The sequence below is a fragment of the Dietzia sp. oral taxon 368 genome (genome assembly GCF_002999155.1).
Taxonomy (GTDB): Bacteria; Actinomycetota; Actinomycetes; order Mycobacteriales; family Mycobacteriaceae; genus Dietzia; species Dietzia cinnamea.
The window spans coordinates 1,060,773-1,080,279 of sequence record NZ_CP027238.1; the positions used below are offsets into that span (position 1 = coordinate 1,060,773).

A 19,507-nucleotide genomic window follows, 5' to 3' on the forward strand; every position below is an offset into this window, starting at 1 on the left:
GCGGCCTCCTCCACCAGGTCCGACTTCACCCTGAGCCAATCGTCTCCACTCGCGATGTCGGCGGGGGCCCAGGAGAGGTAGGCGTCCACTCCGAGAGTCATTCCCCACAGGCCTCTCCGATGGCCGCCGCGTTGGCGGCATCCGCCTCCTCCACGGTGGCGATCCCGCCGTGGATGTCCGGATAGAGCTGACTCAGCTCGTCGGAGATCTGCCGGATGAGCGGCTCCACGGTCTGTCGGAATCCGATACACCCGTTGATCAGCTGGGCACCGGGCACCGACGCCTCGACGGTGGCCACTCCGTCGAGATCCGCCAGCGCGCCGATGCCCCGGGATTCGAACTCGACGGTGTCCGGAAAGGTCACGAGCAGGCCGGGGACGGTGTCAGTGGAACCTGCCGCCGTCCGATCCGCAACCACGAAATCCGCTACTCCGCGTGGGGATTCGCTAGCTCTGGGGGAGTAGCGGATCCCGACGCGGAGTAGCGGATTCGGGAGGGGGGCTGGGCCGGGAGGGCGCTGGGCCGGGAGCGGGTTGCGTCGGGAGGGCCCGCGCCGAGCCGGTCAGACGGCGGCGCGGAACCTCCGGAGGCGCAGGCTGTTCGCCACCACGAACACCGAGGAGAACGCCATCGCCGCCCCCGCGATCATCGGGTTGAGCAACCCAGCCGCGGCCAACGGCAGCGCCGCGACGTTGTAGGCGAACGCCCAGAACAGGTTGCCCCGGATGGTGCCCAGCGTGCGCCGCGACAGGCGGATCGCGTCGGCCGCCGAGCGCAGATCGCCGCGGACCAGCGTGAGGTCGGAGGCCTCGATCGCCGCGTCCGTGCCGGTGCCGATCGCCAGACCCAGGTCGGCGGTGGCGAGGGCGGCCGCGTCGTTGACGCCGTCGCCCACCATCGCGACGACCCGGCCCTCGGACTGCAGGCGGCGGACCACCTCGACCTTCTCCGCGGGCATGACCTCGGCGATGACGGTCTCCGGGCCGGGATCGATCCCGACCTCGGCGGCCACCGAGGCGGCCACGGCGGCGTTGTCGCCCGTGAGCAGGACGGGCGTGAGCCCGAGCTCGCGGAAGCGACGAATGGCCTCAGCCGAGGTGTCCTTGATCTGATCGGCCACCACGAGAACCCCGCGGGCCTTCCCGCCCCAGCCCACTGCGACCGCCGTGCGGCCGGCCTGCGCGGCCTCGCCGAGGGCCACCTCCAGCTCCTGCGGCAGCGGCATGCCCCGCTCTGCCAGTAGCGCGGGCCGGCCCACGACGACCACCTCATCGTCGTCGACACCCTCCACGGCGTCCGCGCCGACCGCACCGCGGGCACCGGCGCCGCCACCTACCCGGCCCGATACGCCCAGGCCCTCGTGGTTCCGGAAGCCCTCGACCGCCGGAAGCGCGCCGACCGCCTCGCGCGCGCCGGCGGCGATCGCACGGGCGATGGGGTGCTCGGAGGCGTCCTCCACGGCGCCGGCGCGGCGCAGCACCTCGGCGCGGTCCTCGCCGTCCGCGACGGTTGTCGAGACCAGAGCGTGCTGACCGGTGGTGACAGTGCCGGTCTTGTCCAGGACGATGGTGTCGACGCGGCGTGTGGACTCCAGGACCTCGGGGCCCTTGATGAGGATGCCTAGCTGCGCGCCGCGGCCGGTGCCCACCATCAGGGCCATCGGCGTGGCCAGGCCGAGCGCACACGGGCAGGCGATGATGAGCACCGCCACGGCCGCGGTGAACGCCAGGGCGGCGCCGCCTCCGGTGAGCATCCAGAAGGCGAACGTCGCCACGGCCAGCACCAGCACGACGGGGACGAAGATCCCGGAGATGCGGTCGGCGAGGCGCTGCGCGGCGGCCTTGCCGGACTGGGCGTCCTCCACCATCTGCGCCATCTGGGCGAGCTGGGTGTCGGAACCGACGCGGGTGGCGCGCACGGTCAGGCGGCCGCTGGCATTGACGGTGCCGCCCACCACGGCGTCGCCGGGACCGACCTCGGCGGGCACGGACTCGCCGGTGACCATCGAGGTGTCGACCGCGGAGGCGCCGTCGACGATCTCGCCATCGGTGGCGATCTTCTCGCCGGGGCGGACGACGAACTCGTCGTCGACCTGCAGATCCTCCACCGGGATGCGGGTCTCCACACGCCCGCCATCAACACCCCCGCGAAGCACGGCGACGTCCTTGGCGCCCAGCTCGAGCAGCGACCGCAATGCGGCGCCTGCCGTGCGCTTGGACCGCGCCTCGAAGTAGCGGCCCAGCAGGATGAACGTGGTCACCCCGGCCGCGGCCTCGAGGTAGATGTCGCCGGCGCCGTCACTGGGCGAGAGGCTGAACTCGAACCCGTGGGTCATCCCGGGCATGCCCGCGTGGCCGAAGAACAGGGCGTACAGCGACCAGAGGAACGCCGCGGACGTGCCCAGGGACACGAGCGTGTCCATGGTGAACGCACCGTGGCGCAGGTTGATCGCGGCGGCGCGGTGGAACGGCCACGCGCCCCACACGATGACCGGGGCGGCCAGCGTCAGCGACAGCCACTGCCAGTTGGTGAATTGCAGCGCTGGGACCATGGCCATCGCGATCACGGGGATCGACAGGACGGCGGAGATGATCACGCGTTGGCGCAGCTCGTCGACCCGGTCGGGCGCGGCGGTGTCGTCGGTGGCGTTGCCGGCGTGGCCGGTCGACTGCCCGGCGTCGGCCGCGGCACCGGACGCGTCGCCCCCGCCGGGCGCGGACGTGCGGGGCTGAGTGTTCCGGGGCCGCGGCAATTGTGCGTGGTACCCGGCCTGCTCGACGGTGTCGAGCAGCAGCTGCGGCTGCAGGCCCTCGGGGATCCGTACGCGCGCCTTCTCGGTGGCGTAGTTGACCTCGGCGGAGACGTCGTCGAGTTTGTTGAGTTTGCGCTCGATCCGGTTGGCGCACGACGCGCAGGTCATGCCCTCGATCTGCAGCTCGACCAAGGTGGTCCCGGCGGAGGGCGCCGTGTCCCGACTGTCGGTGGTGGTCATGGTGTGCTCACTCCTGCGCTGTGACTGTGTACCCGGCCTCGTCCACGGCGGCGCGGACCGCCGCGGGATCGACCGGATCGGAGGAGACGACGACGAGGCGACCCGACTCCAGATCGACTTCGACCTCGGTGACTCCCGAGATCTCCGAGACCTCCTCCGTCACGGAGGCGACGCAGTGGCCGCAGGTCATGCCGGAGACGGTGTAGGTGGCAGTGGCGGACATGGTGTTCTCCTCGTTCGGGTGGTGGGTGTGCGGTGACTGTCGGGGCCCGCGATCGGTCGGCGCGGTGATCAGGACCTGACCAGGCGGGCGATGGCGGCGTTGGCCTCGGCGAGCTTGGCCTCGGCTTCCTCCGGGCTGCCGCTGGCGATGGAGCCGGCGACGCAGTGTCCGAGGTGCTCGGAGAGCAGGCTCAGCGAGACGGACTGGAGGGCCCGGGTCATGGCGGAGACCTGCGTGAGGATGTCGATGCAGTACTTGTCCTCCTCGACCATCCGTTGCAGCCCGCGGGCCTGTCCCTCGATGCGGCGCAGCCGCTTGAGGTGGTCCTCCTTGTGCGGGGTGTATCCATGCTCGGCCATGGCCCATACGGTACCCCCCTAGGGTAAGTGCCGCAAGAGCGGATCGCGTTCTCCGACGCGCGCTCCGACCCCCGGCACCGGTTTTCAATCCGGCCCCTGCTGTTTATGGTCGGGACAGCGTCACTTCCGATGTCGATCAGTCGAGAAAGGAATGGACTCATGACGGACACGACCCAGACCGCTCGCCCGGCCCGGCACCGCTCCCCCGTCCAGTACGCAGCCCTCGCCTTCGGCGTGGTGTTCCTGCTCGTGGGGATCGCCGGCTTCATCCCCGGGATTACCGCCGCGTACGACACCATGCAGTTCGCCGGCCACGAATCCGAGGCCATGCTGCTGGGCCTGTTCCAGGTGTCGATCCTCCACAACATCGTCCACCTGCTCTACGGCGTCGTCGGGATCCTGATGTCCCGGACCGCCCCACAGGCTCGTATCTACCTACTGGCCGGCGGCATCGTCTACCTGGCCCTGTGGGTCTATGGCCTGGTGATCGGCCACGATTCGGCGGCCAACTTCGTGCCGCTCAACACGGCCGACAACTGGCTGCACCTGATCCTGGGCCTCGCCATGGTCGCCCTGTCCTTCCTCCACCGCGACCGCTTGCGCGAACAGCGTCATCAGGCTGAGCCGCGGCAGCCCTGAGGCGACACGCTCCATTCGACCCCTGTCGACGATCTCGGTCGTCGCCAGGGGTCGTCTGGCACAGCAGGGCCGCAGCGCGGACGGTTGGCCGCGGTGGGTGCCCACCTCGCCTACCCTGTGTCGTCGGCGCGCTCACCGTGACGGGGTCTGAACCAGGACCACACCATCATCGCGGTGGCGACGAGCCACGCGAGGAGGGCGACCCACATCCACGCCGCACCGATCTGCTCCACGATCGGCAGTGAATCGGCCCGCCCCACATACATCCCGGCGACGGCGTACATGCCGAGCGGGAACACGACGCTCCACCAGGACGACTCGTACGCAGCGGAATGTGGTGCACCACGTGTCTCCACACCCCGGCCGAGATGAGAAGCGGGATCAGCCAAGTCGCCCAGGCCCACCACAGCACGGTAAGTCCAGAAATGAGTCCGGCCGTCGCGTCCACCATCGGGGCGGACGTCAGCTCGACGATTTTGGCGCCGCGGCGACCACCGTGATCGCCGCGGCGCCCATCGCCACCCAGTACGGCGGGTCAAGATCCCGTGGCCGCAGCGGATAGAGCATGAGACGCAGGGCCACGAACACCGCACAGGCGGCGTAGAGAACGATCCCCACCGACCATGCCACCACCGCTACGACGGCGAGTTCGCCTCTCCCGGTGGGCACCAGAGGTTCGAGACTGGCCGACGCGGTGGCGATGGACTGGACGGCGACCACCCAGATGAACCAGGTCCCATCGGCCTCGGACAGCACCGGTCGCTCGGTCCGGGACAGGACTGCGGTCCAGGGCACCGCATAGGGCGAGCAGCAGCCCGGTGACGAAGCCGAGAGCGAGCAGCCCCACCGCGAGAAGGCGGTAATCGTCGGCCAGTCGGACGGCGAGCACATTCGTCCCCGCCGCGAGCGTGAAGAACCCGAAGGCGCGGCCGGGGTCATGGATATCGGCCACGACCCGGTCGCGATACCAGAGAAGTCGGCCTGCCGTGAGCATGAGAAGAGCCACCCAGGCGGTGCCGGCCAGGACGAGGCCGATGCGCGACGCCCCCGCCAGTTCCTGCCGGGACAGTCCGACCGAGAGGATCCCCGTCGCCATCACGAAGGCGAAAGCTCCCGGCGGCAGCCCCATGACGGCCTCCCGTATGCGGCTCGTCACCATCGACCTCCTGAAGATCATCGCCGTGGGCGCCGGGGCGGTCCCCGCTACTGCCAGGCGAAGAAAGCGAGCGTCACCCACGGCGGAGCGGTATTCCACAACAACGGCGGGATCTTTATCCCCGCACCCTACGAGCCCGTCCACTCGGGGATAACCGCTCCATCAGCGGTGAGTGATTCTCTCGGTGGTGACGTCCTCGCGGTCGGCGTAGCGTCGTGGACGCCTACGAGCCCGGGAGCGAGGCTGTAGCGCCGTGCTACCGCCGATCACCACCCCGGCCGTCCGATTCGACTAGCCATGCTCCTGCTACTCGGCAGTGAGACGACGAAACGGAGGAACCCATGAGCATCAGCTCGATCATCACCACCCACCCCAATCCGACTGCGGATCTGCAGGTGGACCACCTCGCCGAGGCAATCGACGCCGCCGCCGCGTGCACGGTCACGTGCGCCGCGTGCGCGGATGCGTGTCTCGCCGAGGACTCGGTCGCCGACCTGCGTGACTGCATCCGCACCGATCACGACTGCGCTGACGTGTGCGCGACCACCGCCTCGGTGTTGAGCCGCCGGACCGGCAGCAACTTGGGCACCGTCAAGGAACTGCTCACCGCGTGCCGCGCCGCGTGCGCGAGCTGCGCTGACGAGTGTGAGAGCCACGCGAGCATGCACGAGCACTGCAGGATCTGCGCCGAAGCGTGCCGCCGCTGCGAGAAGGCCTGCACCGACCTACTCGGAGCCATCGGCTGATCTCTCCACCTCCCCCGGAGGTCCACGTCGCACTCCGTCCCGGTGGTCACGCGGCCGCCGGACGCGCCGACTCTCTTCAGAGGTTGCGTTTTCATGAGCACCAACACTCACACCAGCAGCGGACCGTCCCCCGGTTCCTCATCGCTCCGGCTTCTCGTCGGACGCGAGGAAGTGGTCATCAACGACCGCTACGAGACGCTGTCGATCGCCAACGACGTTCTGATAGCCCTGTTCTTCCTCGTGGGCAGCGTCCTGTTCTTCTTCGACTCCACACAGACCATCGGCACCTGGTTGTTCCTGCTCGGCTCTCTGGAGTTCCTCGCACGACCGGCCATCCGTCTCGCCCGTCGGGTCCACCTGAAGCGGATCGGCACGAACTCGGGGAACCACGGCAGCGACTACGACTACTGAGCCGAAACGCCACCGCCCGCGAACCGCTCCGAGAGACACTCCATGGCGTCTCCGGTCCGGGCTCTTCACGCCGTTCCGGTGGTCCGTTCGCCGGGCCGCGCGTACGGTCGGCAAGCAGCCCACAGACCTCGTCGCGAGGAATGTCAATGTCACACGGGAATCAGTCAGCCCCCGATCGAGTGGAACGCCCCTGGGGCGAACGCACCCCCTACGGCCCCGGCGAGCAGTGGCCGGTCCGAGTGGACACCTACCTGGCCGACGGAATGGCCGAGGCGGATGTCGACCGCTGGGTACAGACGGCGTCGATCCTGCACTCCAACGGCGACGGACTGGACATCGCCGTGAAGGACGACCGGATCTGCGGGGTGCGTGGACGTGCCGACGACCGGGTCAATCGCGGACGACTGGGGGTCAAGGACCTCTACGGCTGGCAGGCGAACTCCTCACCGGACCGGCTGACCCGCCCGCTGGTACGCGAGAACGGCGTATTGGTGGAGACCGACTGGGACACGGCGATGGACCGGGTCGTCGGCCGGACCACCGAGTTGCTGGACGAGCAGGGCCCCAGCGCGATCGGTTTCTACACCACCGGGCAACTCTTCGCCGAGGAGTACTACACCCTCGGTGTGATCGCCCACGGTGGCATCGGCACCAACCACGTCGACGGTAACACCCGGCTGTGCACCGCGACGGCCGCCGCGGCGCTCAAGGCGTCCTTCGGATGTGACGGTCAGCCCGGCTCGTACGCCGACATCGACCACGCCGACGTCATCTGCCTCTACGGACACAACATGGCCGAGACGCAGAGCGTGACCTGGATGCGGATCCTGGATCGTCTGGCCGGGGACGACCCGCCCGCGATCCTGTGCGTGGACCCACGCCCCACCCCGGTCGCCGAGCACGCCACCCTCCATCTGACCCCGAGGCCGGGCACCAACCTGGCGCTGATGAATGGTCTGATCCACGAACTGCTCGAGGCCGGCCACATCGACCGCGACTACATCGACCAGCACACGGTCGGATACTCGTCACTGGCCGAGCAGGTCGCCGACTACCCGCCGGAGCGGGTGGCCGAGATCTGTGACGTGCCGGCCGAGCAGATCCGCCGGGCCGCCCGGCTCATCGGGGGCGCCGAGCGGCTGATGTCCACGGTGCTGCAGGGTTTCTACCAGTCCAACCAGGCCACCGCGGCCGCTGTGCAGGTCAACAACATCCACCTGCTGCGCGGGATGCTCGGCCGGCCCGGGTGCGGCGTGCTGCAGATGAACGGCCAGCCCACCGCCCAGAACACCCGTGAGTGTGGCGCCGACGGCGACCTGGCGGCCTTCCGGAACTGGTCCAACACCTCGCACGTGCAGGACCTGGCCCGAGTGTGGAACGTCGACCCGATGGACATCCCGCATTACTCGGCACCCACCCACGCCATGCAGATTATGCGGTATGTGGAGGACGGTTCGATCCGGCTGTTGTGGGTCAGCGGCACCAACCCGGCCGTCTCCCTGCCGGAACTCACACGCATCCGCTCGATCCTGTCCCAGGAGCGACTGACACTGGTGGTGCAGGACATCTTCCTCACCGAGACCGCCAGGCTCGCCGATGTCGTCCTGCCGGCCGCCACATGGGGCGAGAAGACCGGCACGTTCACCAACACCGACCGGACGGTGCACCTGTCGGAGAAGGCCGTCGATCCGCCCGGCCAGGCCAGGGCCGACCTGGACATCTTCATCGACTTCGCCCACCGCCTGGGGCTCAAGGACAAGGACGGCGGGCCGCTGGTCAAGTGGCACGACCCCGAATCGGCGTTCGAGGCGTGGAAGGACTGCACCGCCGGCCGGCCGTGCGACTACACCGGGCTGACCTACGACAGACTGCGCGGCGGCTCCGGTATCCAGTGGCCGTGCAACGACGACAACCCCGACGGCACCGAGCGCCTCTACTCCGACGGCAGATTCTGGGCGGACCCGGACTACTGCGAGAACTACGGTCGCGACCTGGTCACCGGCGCCCCCAAGGACGCCACCGAATACAAGGCGATGAATCCGGAGGGCAAGGCGATGCTCAAGGGCGCGGAATACCTCCCCGCGCACGAACCGCCCGACGAGCACTATCCCCTGCAGCTGATCACGGGCCGGACCATCTACCACTTCCACACCCGCACCAAGACCGGCAGAGCCCCCGAGTTGCAGGCAGCCGCTCCGCAGGTGTGGGTGGAGATCTGCGCCGCCGACGCCGCGGCCGCCGGCATCACCGCGGGAGACCTCACGGAGATCGCCACCCCCCGCGGACGGGTGCGGGCGGCCGCCCGGATCACCGGGATCCGACCGGGAGTGATCTTCCTGCCGTTCCATTACGGCTACTGGGACACCGGCGACAGCGCCGGACCGGAGGGCGACGCCGTGGGGACCGCGGCCAACGAGCTCACCCCCACCGACTGGGACCCCGCCTCCAAACAGCCGATCTTCAAGACCGCCGCCGCACGCATCGCCCGGATCGCCGACCGCGATGAGTCCACCCGACGAGCCGGAGCGGCGACGACGGCCACGGGAGGGCTGACATGAAACTCGGACCCGTTCTCCGCGAACTTCACCGCTCCGAGGTCGAGCTCGCCCACAAACTGCTGCAGGTCTCCGAGCGCCACAAGGTCGATCACGAGATCTACCACGTCGCACGGGACCTGGTGGGCTGGTCCCGCAGCCACCTCGCCGAGATCGCCCGGATCGGTGGCGACTACGGCCAGGACCTCGACCCCGCCCCCCGACTCGAACTCGGACTGGCCGAACGGGCGCGGGAGAAGGGCAGCGAACTACTCGGCAGACACCACACCCCGGAGCTGCTCCTGCTCGAGGACCTACGGACCGTCTACATGGAGGCCTCCGGGGTCGCCATGGACTGGCTCCTCATCGCCCAGGCCGCGCAGGGCCTACGGCACCGCGACCTTCTCGAAGTCGCGGAGAAATGCCAACCCCAGACCACGCGCCAGGCCACATGGGCCCAGGCCAAGCTCAAAGAGACCGCCACCCAGATCCTGGTGAGCTGACAAACGAGAGGAATCGCCATGCCGAAGACAGACAGCGACGGGAACGCGAAGGACAGCGAGCTGCCCTCGACTCTGCAGCGAAGCGACCAGAAGGCCAAGGACACCTTCGCCAAGGCCTACGACTCGGCGGAGGAACAGTACGGCGACGAGTCCCGCGTCGCGCGGACCGCCTGGGGCGCCGTCAAGCACACGCACGAGAAGGTCGGCGACCACTGGGAGCCCAAGGACGGCAAGGGCCCCTCGGATTCACGCTCGGAGAGCGGCGGCCCGAACCCCTCCGGCGAGTCGAAGGACGGCGTGGACGCGAACGCCAGCAAGGATCACCTCTACGAGCAGGCGCAGAAGCTCGGCATCGAGGGCCGCTCCGACATGACCAAGGACGAGCTCGTGGAAGCGCTGCGCAAGGCCGACGACCGGAAGACGGAGGAGAGCCGAGACGACTCGTGAGCCCGACAGGACGGGTCCCGCCCCGGCCCCCTCGCACCGAGGATGAGACCACAGATGGACCACGCCCGTGCCCGGGAATCACTCTCACTCACCGGCTCGGTCGCGCCGGGCACGGGGGGCCATGATCGGAGCCGGCATCCTCGCGCTGGGCGGCCAGGTCGGCGAGCTGGCAGGCGGGTTGATGCCACGGGCGTTGTTCGCCGGGGCGGTGGTCGCGGACTTCAGCGCCTACTCGTACATCCGGAATTCGGCGAGCACCCCGTCGTCCGGTGGTATCGCGATGCTGCTCGAGGCCGCGTACGGCCTCGCAGTGATCGCCGGCTCGTTCTCCCTTCTCATGTACGTGTCGATGATCCTCGCCGAGTCCCTCCTCGGGAGGAACCGCGGCGACCTCGACCCCGACCTGGATCCGGAGACGGTCGTGACCACGCTCGTGGCGCCACTGGTGCTGACGCCGCTCGTTCCCGTCCGATCGCTGCGTCAGGGGGTGCGCCTCGATGGATTCCGGCCTGGCCTCAAGATCGGACTTGGCCGTCCGGACGGACTGATCGACCTTCCACAGGTCGTGGACCGTCCATCACGGCCGGGTAGATATTGCTGACGTACCCCTTGTGGCCGGCCGCCTGGCGCGACCGCTCGCTCGGTGCCTCGTCCGAGGTGACGTTCTGTCCGATGACCTCGACGAACCGTTGCTTCTTCAGTGGTTCGGCCCGGTCGGCCTCCTCGAGGGCATTCAAGTTAGCCGCCGAGAGCATCCCCACATCGGCCACGACTACCATGTCAGCGATCGTGTGCCGCCCCCCGGAAGGCGGTGATGACCGGGATCAACGTCTTGGTCTCTGCCTTGTCAGACCCACCAACCCGGGTCCCGCTCAATTGGTGACCCCCGCGCCACACGCTCAGCCTCATGAATTGCAGCAAACCTAGCGAATCAGCCGGGAACGACGTCAACTTGCGGAACTCAGGTTAGACTCAGCTCAATTTTGTGAGACAGAACACAACCAGCCCCAGGGGGGACCGTGCAACTTCGCCGAACCGGAATGCGCGCAGCCGCATTCGCCACCGCCATCGCCACCGCATTCGCCGGAGGGGCCGTGGTCGCCCCCGCCGCCGGCGCGCAGGGATCGTCCAACGACCCGGCGCCCGCCTTCTACCAGCCGCCCGCGGACCTGCCCGCAGCCTCCGGCGAGCTCATCAAGACCGAGCCGTTCCCCCTCGCCGCCGCGATCCCGCCGATCCCCGGCGCCGACTCGATCTCCGATGCAGCCGGACCGCTGTCCACCGACGCGCAGCGCATCATGTACACCTCCGTCGGATCGCGCGACCAGGCGATCGCCGTGACCGGCGCCTATCTGCAGCCGCGCGCACCGTGGACCGGCCCGGGCACCCGCCCCCTGGCCGTGATGGCGCCCGGAACCCAGGGGCAAGGCGACCACTGCGCGCCGTCCAAGACGTTCCAGAACCTGGCCACCGTCCGCACCGACCCGCCGGGAGTCGGGTTCGGTTACGAGCTGTTCCAGACCTACGCGCTGCTCGCCCGCGGGTACGCCGTCGCGATGACCGACTACGAGGGGCTCGGCACCCCTGGGCTGCACTCGTACGTCAACCGCGAGTCGCAGGCCCGCGCAGTGCTCGACCTCGCGCGCGCCGCGTCGTCGGTACCGGGCGCCGACGTCGAGCCGGACGCCCGCACCGTGTTCGTCGGCTACTCCCAGGGCGGCGGGGCGGTGGCCGCGGCCGCCGAACTCCACCCGCAGTACGCGCCCGAGATCAACTTGGTGGGTACCGCCGCGGGCTCCCCGCCGGCCGACCTGCTCGCCACGCTCGAGCAGATCGACGGCACCGCCATCGCCGGGGCGATCGGCTACGCGATCAACAGCCTGATCGACGCCTACCCGGAGATGGGCCCCCTGATCAACCCGTACTTCAACGACCGGGGCCGGGCCATGCTCGCCGTCACCTCTGACCAGTGCATCGGCGAGACCGCGGTCCAATTCTTCCAGCAGCGCACCACTGACTTCACGATCTCGGGCCTGTCGGCCGGCGACATCGTGCGCAGCGAGCCCGAGATCCTGGCGTTCCTCGAGCGTCAGCGCATCGGCCGCCTTGCCCCGACCACGCCCGTGCGTGTGCTCTCGCCCGTCAACGACGACGTCGTCCCCGGCCACCAGTCGCAGCAGCTCGGCCGAGACTGGTGCGCGCAGGGCGCCGCCGTCGACATGGTCATCGACCCGATGCCTCCCGTCGCACCCGGTCTGGCGATCGGCCACGCCGTGCCCATGCTCACCGGTCTGGAGGGCAACCTCCGGTACCTCGACGACCGCGTCAACGGAGTCCCGGCGTCGAGCAACTGCGGAACCTACTGAGGCCGGGCGGGCCCCACCGCGCACCCCCACCCTTGCGCAAGCAGATTGCGCAATCTGGTTGTAGACTCGCCGGAGTGACACCCGCCGACCCGCCCGCTGGACCACCTGCAGACCCGACCGCTACCCCGTCGCCCGACATCGCCGCCCTGGCCGACGACCTCCGCCACGCGCTGCGCCCCCTGTGGCGACGGTTCAACTCCCATCGGACGTTGTCGATGGGCAAGGTCGGGATCCTGTCCCACCTGGAACAGCGCGGGCCCCTGGCCGCGACCGACCTGGCGGGCCTCGAGCGCATCAGCCACCAGGCCGTCGCCAACGCCGTCCGCGAACTCCGCGACCTGGGCCTGGTCTCGCGCAGCCCGGACCCCGCGGACGGCCGACGCACCCTCGTCACCATCACCGCAGACGGGCGCGAGCAGCTCCGTACCGAGCGCGCCGCGGGCCAGGACTGGCTGGCCCACGCGATCGCCGACCACCTCGATGACGCCGAGCGCGACCGTCTCGCGGCCGCGGTCCCCCTGATCCGCCGCCTCGACTCGGAGGACGCCCGATGACCCCCCACCGTCGACCGGCGCCCCGCTGGTTCGTCCAGGCCCTCGTCTACGCCGCCCTGACCAGCTCGATCGTCAGTTCCCTCGGCATGCTGCTGGTGCCGTCGGTCTCGGCGGAGTTCGGCATCCCGGTGAGCACGGCGCAGTGGATGCTCACGGCCAACCTGCTCGTCGGCGCGGTCGCGACCCCGATCATGGGCCGCCTCGCCGATGGTCCCCATACCCGGAGGCTGCTCCTGACCAGCCTCGGCGTGATCTTCCTCGGGTCCATCATCGCCACCGTCGCGCCGAACTTCACCGTCTTCCTCATCGGCCGCGCGCTGCAGGGACTCCTCTACGGCACGGTGCCCATCACCATCGCCCTGGCCCGCCGCCACCTGACCTTCACCGAATCCCAGCCCATCATCTCGACCCTCTCGGTCACCGTGTCGGTGGGAATAGGACTGGGCTACCCGCTCACCGGGATCCTCGCGGCCACGTTCGACCTGCGGGCCGCGTTCGCCTTCGCGGCACTGTTCGTGGCCACCGCGGCGATCGGCGTCTGGCGCTTCATCCCCGCCGGCCCCGACCCGCTCGCGCCCCGCACGCCGTTCGACATCGGCGGCGCCCTACTGTTGGGCGTCGGGCTGGCGGCGCTGCTGCTGTGGATCTCCGAAGGTCAGACCTGGGGCTGGGGGTCCGCGACGGCGCTCGTCGTCCTCGTGGTCGCACTGAACACGCTGCTCCTCTGGATCGTGCACAGCATCCGCACCCTGCATCCCCTGGTCAACCTCCGCGTGGTCCGCCGGCCCGAGGTCCTGCTGGCCAACGCCACCGCGATCGGCCTGGGCACCGCAATGTACATCGGCCTGTCCATCGCGAGCCTCGTCGCGCAGGCACCCGCCGACACCGGCTTCGGCCTGGCCGTGCCGCTGATGTGGGCGGGCTTCATGATGGCGCCGCTGTCGGCGGGCAGCCTCGTGGCCAACCGCACGGTCCGTGCCCTGTCCCGCCGCTACGACATGGCGGTGTTCCTGCCGGTCGGCGCGGCCGTGATGACGGTGGCGTCGGTGCTGTTGTGGTTGCGGCACGGTGACTTCTGGACGCTAGCGATCGGCATGTTCCTCTTCGGCGCCGGGATCGGCTCGGGCTACGCCGCGATGCCCGCGCTCATCGCCCGCAGCGTGGCGGTGGACCAGCTCGGCAGCGCGGTGAGCTTCAACCAGGTGCTGCGCACGGTCGGTGGTGCGGTCGGCGCGGCCCTGTCGGCCGCCGTCCTCGCCGCGCACCCCTCCGACTCCGCGTACTCGACCGACGAGGGCATCACCATGGCGTTCGGGGTGGGTGTGATCTGCTGCGCGACGGTGATGCTCGCGTTGGTGCTCCACGCCGTCACGGGTCGACGACGACGACGAGCCCATCAGTAGCCCCGGCGTCCCGCATTCTGCGCGCGATCGCACTCGGGCATGCGCGTCGGATTCGACGTGCCTACGGGGGCGGAGTCAGGCCCAGGGGGTCGTGGCCTGAAGCACCGCTTCCTGCAACGCGCGGGTACGCAGTGCCGTGACGGTCTGATATTCGGGGTCGGCGACCATCTCGCTGAACGCGGCGCGGCTGGGGTACCGGACCAGCAGAACGGCATCCCAGTCCTGGCCGGTCTCGGCGACCAGGGCTGTGGAACCGTCACCGGCGTAGAGCACCTCGGCGCCATAGCGGGGAAGGAAGGTCTCGTTCAGCGCCGCGGCGTACTTCGCGTAGTCCTCACGCCCGCCATCGGCGAACCGGAGCAGGTTCAGCATCACCACCGGGCCGCCGGGGTCGTCGGCGAGGTAGCGCTTGAGGTCTCTTCCTCGGGGATCGATAGCCATCAGGCGAGTATCTCCTCCAGTCCCGCCGCTGTGGCGCGAACGGCCATCCTCACTTCTTCTGCCGACGGCTTCCGCCGTGCCAGTCCTCCTGCGTGCCGACCGTGTCCGCGTCGACTCCGAACGCGGCGAGCTGCGGCTTCTCGCGCAGGCTGCGCTTGAGCTCGGCGAAACCCGGGAAGCGGGCGAGCCCCACCACGTGGTCCCAGAGCTCGGCCGCCGAGTCCTCGTGTGGCAGCCGGCTGATCACGGGTCCGAAGAAGGCGACGCCGGTCGGTGGTTCGAAGTGGATGATGGGCGTGCCCACGTCCTTGCCCGTCAGCGAGAGCGCCTCGTCGGTCTCCCGGCGGATCTCGGCGTCCCACGACTCGTCGTCGACGGCGTCCGCCAGTTCGAGCGGCAGATCAGCGTCGGCGAGGACCAGCCTGGCGAACTCGCTCGTGCCGCGCCGCTCACGCTCTTCGCCTTCGCTGCGGTCGTCGCCGGCGTCCGGAGCGGTGTCGAAGATGCGCGCCCCGAAGGCGGCGTACAGCGGCGCCATCGCCTCCCGGCCGTGCTCGGCTCGCGCTCGAGCCGCCACTCTCAGGAGCCGCAGCCCGGCGGTGTGGCCGGCTTCGTACTCAGGGGGGAAGTGCGCGTCGTAGTCGACACCGGCGTTGACCAGGCGCAACGAGATGAACCGCCAATCGACCGTGTAGTCGCGCTGCGCCTGCACCTGGCGCACCCACTTGCTGGTCATCCAGGCGAAGGGGCAGACCGGGTCGAAGTAAAAGTTGATGTCGGCGTCCATGCGCCCACCCTAGCCAGGGAGCCTGTCAAGATAATTGTGTGAGTTTTGGTTAGTGATGTCTGTCACATGTGGGGGTCGAAGCGTTCCGGGTAGGCCAGTGCGAGTTCGGCCAGTGCGGCTCGCCAACCGTGGATGGTGGCGCCTTCGACGAGTCTGGGGATCGATTTCCGGGGGCCTGCGTGGCCGTCTGCTCGGCGTTGAGCGTCCTTGGCGCGTTCTCGGTCTCGTCGGTCCTCGATGTTGCGTATGGCTAGCCATAGCAGCTTGATCGCGGCGGCATCGCTGGGGAAGTGCCCGCGGTTCTTGGTGATCTTGCGCAGCTGGTAGTTCAGCGACTCGATCGAGTTCGTGGTGTAGATCAGCTTGCGTGTGGCTGGGCCGAAGGCCAGGAACGGGATGAACCGCTCCCAGGCGGCCTCCCACGACCTGACGGCGGTGGGGTACTTGGCGCCCAGCGGCGATTCGGCGAAGGCCTCCAGTGCGGCTCTGGCGGCCTCGGTGTTGGCGGCGGTGTAGATCGGCTTGAGTGCCTTGGCCACGTTCTTGCGGTCGCTGTAGGACACGAACCGCATCGAGGCCCGGATCAGGTGCACCACGCAGGTCTGCACCTCGGCGAAAGGCCAGGTCGCGGCAATCGCCTCGGACAGTCCGGTCAGCCCGTCGCAGGCCACGATCAGGACGTCTTTGACGCCGCGATTGGCCAGTTCGGCGCACACGCTGGCCCAGAACGCCGCGCCTTCCTTGGCCTGCACCCAGATGCCGAGCACGTGCTTGACGCCCTCAAGATCGACCCCGACCGCGATGTGGGCAGCGCGGGTCTTCACGTGGGCTCCATCGCGGATCTTGATGTGGATCGCGTCCAGGAACACCACCGGGTAGAACGCCTCCAACGGGCGGTGCTGCCAGGCGGCGACTTCGTCCAGGACCGCGTCGGTGACGTTGGCGATGGACTCGTGTGACAGCTCCACCCCCAGGGTCCGCGCGAGGTGGTGCTCGATCTCCCGGACGGTCATTCCGCCGGCGTACAGCGAGATGATCTGGTCCTCCAGCCCGCCGAGCCGGCGGGCGCCCTTCGGGACGAGCTGGGAGGCGAACGAGCCCTGCCGATCGCGGGGCTGATCCAGCTCCACCGGGCCGACCTCGGTGGCCACGGTCTTGCGCGAAGTGCCGTTGCGGTGGTTTCCGTCCCCGCCACGGGCGTGGGCATCGCGGCCCAGATGCTCGGTCAGCTCGGCGCCCATGCCCCGCTCAAGGACGGCCTTGAGCATCTCGTTCAAAAAGCCGTCCTTGCCAGTCAACTCCAACCCTCGCGAACGGGTCTCGGCGAGTACGTGATCAATCAGCGCATCCGAGAACACCTCCCGGCGAAGCCCAGCAGCATCTGATACATCCGTAGCGTCGTGGTCGTCAACAGCCATAGCGTTCATGATTCCTCCTCCGGATCAACTCACACAGACCATCTGACACGCCCTAGCCAGGTGTTCCGGCCGCGCAGCCCGCTGGCGCATAGCATGGTGCACACCCGGTGACCAGGAGGTCTCTACATGACCGTCACACCCGACCATCGCGAACAAAACCGGGGCGACGGGCGTGGGCTCCGCCGCCCGCAGGTGATCGTGTTCGAAGTCAACGAGACCCTGTCCGACACCACGGCGATGGCGGCCCGGTTCTCCGACGTCGGGGCACCCGGCTCGATGTATCCCCTGTGGTTCGCCGACCTCCTGCGCGACGGCTTCGCCCTCACCGCCGCAGGCGCCGCTCGCCCGTTCGCTGACATTGGCACCGGGCTCCTGCAGGTTATGCTGTCGGAGGTGGAGCTCGACCGACCTCTCGACGAGGCGATCAAGCACATCATGAGCGGGTTCGTCGGACTCGATCCCCATCCCGATGTCGCCGACGGCGTCTCGGCGTTGACGGAGCTGGGGATCCGGTTGGTCACCCTCAGCAACGGTTTGACACAGGTCGCCGAGAAGCTGCTCACGTCAGCCGGTGTGCGACGCGACTTCGACTTGCTGCTGTCAGTCGACTCCGCCGGCGCGTGGAAACCAGCCGCCCCCGCCTATGAGTTCGCACTCGAGCAGTGTGCCGTTGCCCCCTCGGACGCCATGCTCGTGGCCGTCCATCCCTGGGACATCGACGGCGCCCACCGGATCGGTATGCGAACGGCATGGATCAACCGCACCCACGGCATGTACCCGAAGCATTTCACCAGCCCGGACCTCGAGGTCACGGACATCACGGAGCTGGCCCGCCGCCTCAGGTGAGGGCGAGTGGCCGCCCTTCTGAATTGTGCGTCTCGGGCAGCCCCTCGGCGCGGGCCTCAGTGGCCGCCGCGGCCGCGATAGCCAGGAACGTGGCGCCGTCGACGGTCGCACAGTTGCCATCGCTGTCTCCCACCCCGCCGGCAGTCACGCTGACCGCGAGAGACGATGGCGCTACTCGGGCGTGTCCCCTACTCGGGGCCGCCCGGAAGTGGGCGATAGTGACGTATGGCCCGTAGACGAGGATCGGTTGCATTCGCTCTCGGCACCGCAGCACTGCTGTTGGCGGGGTGCTCGATGTCGAGCGAGGATTCGCCGGTCATCACCACGCAGGGCACCGGAATCATCACCGGGGCCCCCGACACCGTCACCATCGTGCTCGGTGTCCAGACCCAGGCAGCCCAGGCCGCCCCGGCGATGGCCGAGAACGCCGAACTCGCCAACACTCTGATCCAGATCAAAGACCAAGGCGTCGACGACCAGGACATCACCACCACGAACCTGTCCGTGCAGCCCAACTACCAGCCCGCCGGCACGATCGACGGATACACCGTCACCAACCAAGTGCAAGCAACCTTGCGAGACATCGCCAGAAGCGGTGACCTCATCGATGCCGCCGCCGGCGCCGCCGGTGACGCCATCCGGGTGCAACAGCTGACGTTCTCCATCGATGATGACAGCGACCTGCGGGCACAAGCCCGAGCCGAGGCAGTCGCTGAGGCACAAGCCCAAGCCCAACAGATCGCCGACGCGGCCGGAACACAACTGGGCGCAGTCCAGTCCATCACCGAAAACCCGGACACCGGCGCGACGCCATTTCCCCAGGCCAGAGCGATGACGGACCGGGCCGCCTCCACCCCGATCGAGCCCGGAAGCCAGGAATTGTCGGTGTCAGTCTCCGTGACCTACAAGATCGGCTGAACGAACCCGACGCCCCCAGGCACGGGAAGGCCGTTGCTCTCGGTCCCAGACCCGGCCACGCTCAACTGGTTGGACGTGCAGCAGCCAGTCCCGCTATCCCACGACAGTCTCCACAACCGCGGTACTCTTGGTGCTCGTCAGCGACGTCCTCGCGGTCGCGCACCTCGTCAAGCACCGGCGCTGCTCATCAGGCTGGGCATGGGCACTGGCGCGTGGTCACGCTGCGGTCCGGAAGGCAGCGCTCTACGCGCCGGTGGGCCCGCGCCCTCCGAATTCCGGGGATCAGCGCGGAGTCAACAGAACGTCGCGGGCCATGCCAGTCACGCCCCGGGGCGTTTCGATGCCATCGCGTTACACTCGGCCGCGCCTCCACGCCCATCCCGATAGCCCCACGGCGGCCAGCGCGAGTATCGGGAGTAACCATGTCCCCACTAAGAACGCCTGTATTTGCCAGTACTGCTCATTGCTCATGATGCGAAGCACGGCGGGCCGGTTCCTCATCGGTAGGTACCTCATCCAGCCTCCGGGCTCGCCGAATGCAGGAAGCCACATGTGAAGCGATCCGGCCACCAAGAACGCCGCCGCCGGGAACAACAGCCAGAACCACGGGAAACCCGCACGGGGCTGCCTGGCTCGCCGAGGCAGGACGGCAGCACCGACCAGCACGACTATCAGCACAGCGCACATCCATACCCACATCACGAAGGCCACACTAACCCCGCGACGCTGGAGACAGCTGGCCCCTCTCGAATGCGAGGCCCGAA

The 19,507-nt window shown here is 68.9% G+C and carries 22 protein-coding genes and 1 pseudogene; 12 read left to right on the top strand and 11 right to left on the bottom strand.

Annotated features, from left to right (window positions below):
* Positions 1-97 precede the first annotated feature (97 nt).
* The 4 genes from C3V38_RS05070 to C3V38_RS05085 all read right to left on the bottom strand — a co-directional run bounded on the left by C3V38_RS05070 (position 98) and on the right by C3V38_RS05085 (position 3,574).
* Entirely contained in the window at positions 98-364 is a 267-nt protein-coding gene (locus C3V38_RS05070) for a hypothetical protein (RefSeq protein ID WP_129591166.1), read from the bottom strand.
* 198 nt (positions 365-562) lie between these two features.
* Positions 563-2,992 carry a cation-translocating P-type ATPase gene (locus C3V38_RS05075; protein ID WP_106385202.1) on the bottom strand — a complete coding sequence of 810 codons (2,430 nt, stop codon included), beginning with the start codon at positions 2,990-2,992 and terminating at the stop codon, positions 563-565.
* Positions 2,993-2,999: 7 nt separating this feature from the next.
* Positions 3,000-3,215: a heavy-metal-associated domain-containing protein gene (locus tag C3V38_RS05080; protein ID WP_007633030.1), complete on the bottom strand. Its 216-nt coding sequence runs from the start codon at positions 3,213-3,215 to the stop codon at positions 3,000-3,002.
* Between the two features lie 68 nt (positions 3,216-3,283).
* A complete protein-coding gene (locus tag C3V38_RS05085; protein WP_007633032.1) occupies positions 3,284-3,574 on the bottom strand; it encodes a metal-sensitive transcriptional regulator in 291 nt (96 codons plus the stop codon).
* Positions 3,575-3,733: 159 nt separating this feature from the next.
* On the opposite strand from C3V38_RS05085, the gene C3V38_RS05090 reads away from it, so the two are divergent.
* The gene (locus C3V38_RS05090; RefSeq protein WP_007633033.1) at positions 3,734-4,213 is read left to right on the top strand and encodes a DUF4383 domain-containing protein; all 480 of its coding nucleotides are present in this window, start codon (positions 3,734-3,736) and stop codon (positions 4,211-4,213) included.
* Between the two features lie 110 nt (positions 4,214-4,323).
* Here the strand turns inward: C3V38_RS05090 and C3V38_RS17940 are convergent, their stop codons facing one another.
* From C3V38_RS17940 to C3V38_RS17950, 3 genes and pseudogenes are all read right to left on the bottom strand, one after another.
* Positions 4,324-4,512: a hypothetical protein gene (locus C3V38_RS17940; protein ID WP_007633035.1), complete on the bottom strand. Its 189-nt coding sequence runs from the start codon at positions 4,510-4,512 to the stop codon at positions 4,324-4,326.
* 163 nt (positions 4,513-4,675) lie between these two features.
* Complete coding sequence (locus C3V38_RS17945; protein WP_253695454.1) at positions 4,676-5,008, bottom strand: hypothetical protein; 333 nt, start codon at positions 5,006-5,008, stop codon at positions 4,676-4,678.
* A 70-nt stretch (positions 5,009-5,078) separates the two neighbouring features.
* Positions 5,079-5,390 (bottom strand): annotated as a pseudogene (locus C3V38_RS17950) (tellurite resistance protein permease); the annotation flags it as partial.
* Positions 5,391-5,710: 320 nt separating this feature from the next.
* Between C3V38_RS17950 and C3V38_RS05100 the strand changes: the two are divergent.
* The 9 genes from C3V38_RS05100 (at position 5,711) to C3V38_RS05145 (ending at position 14,333) form a co-directional block, all read left to right on the top strand.
* Entirely contained in the window at positions 5,711-6,115 is a 405-nt protein-coding gene (locus C3V38_RS05100) for a four-helix bundle copper-binding protein (RefSeq protein ID WP_106385203.1), read from the top strand.
* A 93-nt stretch (positions 6,116-6,208) separates the two neighbouring features.
* Positions 6,209-6,526 carry a YrhK family protein gene (locus tag C3V38_RS05105; protein ID WP_043568772.1) on the top strand — a complete coding sequence of 106 codons (318 nt, stop codon included), beginning with the start codon at positions 6,209-6,211 and terminating at the stop codon, positions 6,524-6,526.
* Positions 6,527-6,672: 146 nt separating this feature from the next.
* Entirely contained in the window at positions 6,673-9,084 is a 2,412-nt protein-coding gene (locus C3V38_RS05110; RefSeq protein ID WP_081470590.1) for a molybdopterin oxidoreductase family protein, read from the top strand.
* Positions 9,081-9,563, top strand: a complete 483-nt coding sequence (locus C3V38_RS05115) for a hypothetical protein (RefSeq protein ID WP_007633047.1) — start codon at positions 9,081-9,083, stop codon at positions 9,561-9,563. The genes C3V38_RS05110 and C3V38_RS05115 overlap by 4 nt, the downstream gene beginning before the upstream one ends.
* A gap of 18 nt (positions 9,564-9,581) precedes the next feature.
* Entirely contained in the window at positions 9,582-10,010 is a 429-nt protein-coding gene (locus C3V38_RS05120; protein ID WP_007633048.1) for a ChaB family protein, read from the top strand.
* A gap of 121 nt (positions 10,011-10,131) precedes the next feature.
* On the top strand, positions 10,132-10,611 hold the full coding sequence (locus C3V38_RS17955; RefSeq protein ID WP_007633049.1) for an APC family permease: 480 nt from the start codon (positions 10,132-10,134) through the stop codon (positions 10,609-10,611).
* A 439-nt stretch (positions 10,612-11,050) separates the two neighbouring features.
* Positions 11,051-12,376 (top strand): lipase family protein, encoded by a 1,326-nt coding sequence (locus C3V38_RS05135; protein WP_069388651.1) that lies wholly within the window; start codon positions 11,051-11,053, stop codon positions 12,374-12,376.
* A 74-nt stretch (positions 12,377-12,450) separates the two neighbouring features.
* Positions 12,451-12,930 carry a MarR family winged helix-turn-helix transcriptional regulator gene (locus C3V38_RS05140; protein WP_223210251.1) on the top strand — a complete coding sequence of 160 codons (480 nt, stop codon included), beginning with the start codon at positions 12,451-12,453 and terminating at the stop codon, positions 12,928-12,930.
* Positions 12,927-14,333 (top strand): MFS transporter, encoded by a 1,407-nt coding sequence (locus C3V38_RS05145; protein WP_106385204.1) that lies wholly within the window; start codon positions 12,927-12,929, stop codon positions 14,331-14,333. Before C3V38_RS05140 ends, C3V38_RS05145 begins: the two co-directional genes overlap by 4 nt.
* 75 nt (positions 14,334-14,408) lie before the next feature.
* On the opposite strand, the gene C3V38_RS05150 is transcribed toward C3V38_RS05145, so the two are convergent.
* The 3 genes from C3V38_RS05150 to C3V38_RS05160 form a co-directional block, all read right to left on the bottom strand.
* Positions 14,409-14,774 carry a DUF1330 domain-containing protein gene (locus C3V38_RS05150; RefSeq protein ID WP_069388653.1) on the bottom strand — a complete coding sequence of 122 codons (366 nt, stop codon included), beginning with the start codon at positions 14,772-14,774 and terminating at the stop codon, positions 14,409-14,411.
* Between the two features lie 49 nt (positions 14,775-14,823).
* Complete coding sequence (locus C3V38_RS05155; RefSeq protein ID WP_007633062.1) at positions 14,824-15,561, bottom strand: hypothetical protein; 738 nt, start codon at positions 15,559-15,561, stop codon at positions 14,824-14,826.
* Positions 15,562-15,623: 62 nt separating this feature from the next.
* Positions 15,624-16,979, bottom strand: coding sequence for an IS256 family transposase (locus tag C3V38_RS05160; RefSeq protein WP_217354165.1), 1,356 nt, complete (start codon positions 16,977-16,979; stop codon positions 15,624-15,626).
* A 126-nt stretch (positions 16,980-17,105) separates the two neighbouring features.
* On the opposite strand from C3V38_RS05160, the gene C3V38_RS05165 reads away from it, so the two are divergent.
* On the top strand, positions 17,106-17,825 hold the full coding sequence (locus C3V38_RS05165; RefSeq protein ID WP_106385206.1) for a haloacid dehalogenase type II: 720 nt from the start codon (positions 17,106-17,108) through the stop codon (positions 17,823-17,825).
* On the opposite strand, the gene C3V38_RS17555 is transcribed toward C3V38_RS05165, so the two are convergent.
* Entirely contained in the window at positions 17,818-17,958 is a 141-nt protein-coding gene (locus C3V38_RS17555; protein WP_165001069.1) for a hypothetical protein, read from the bottom strand. The genes C3V38_RS05165 and C3V38_RS17555 overlap by 8 nt on opposite strands.
* A gap of 161 nt (positions 17,959-18,119) precedes the next feature.
* Here C3V38_RS17555 and C3V38_RS05175 point away from each other — a divergent pair, with 161 nt between their 5' ends.
* A complete protein-coding gene (locus C3V38_RS05175; RefSeq protein WP_106385208.1) occupies positions 18,120-18,743 on the top strand; it encodes an SIMPL domain-containing protein in 624 nt (207 codons plus the stop codon).
* Positions 18,744-19,507: the final 764 nt, after the last annotated feature.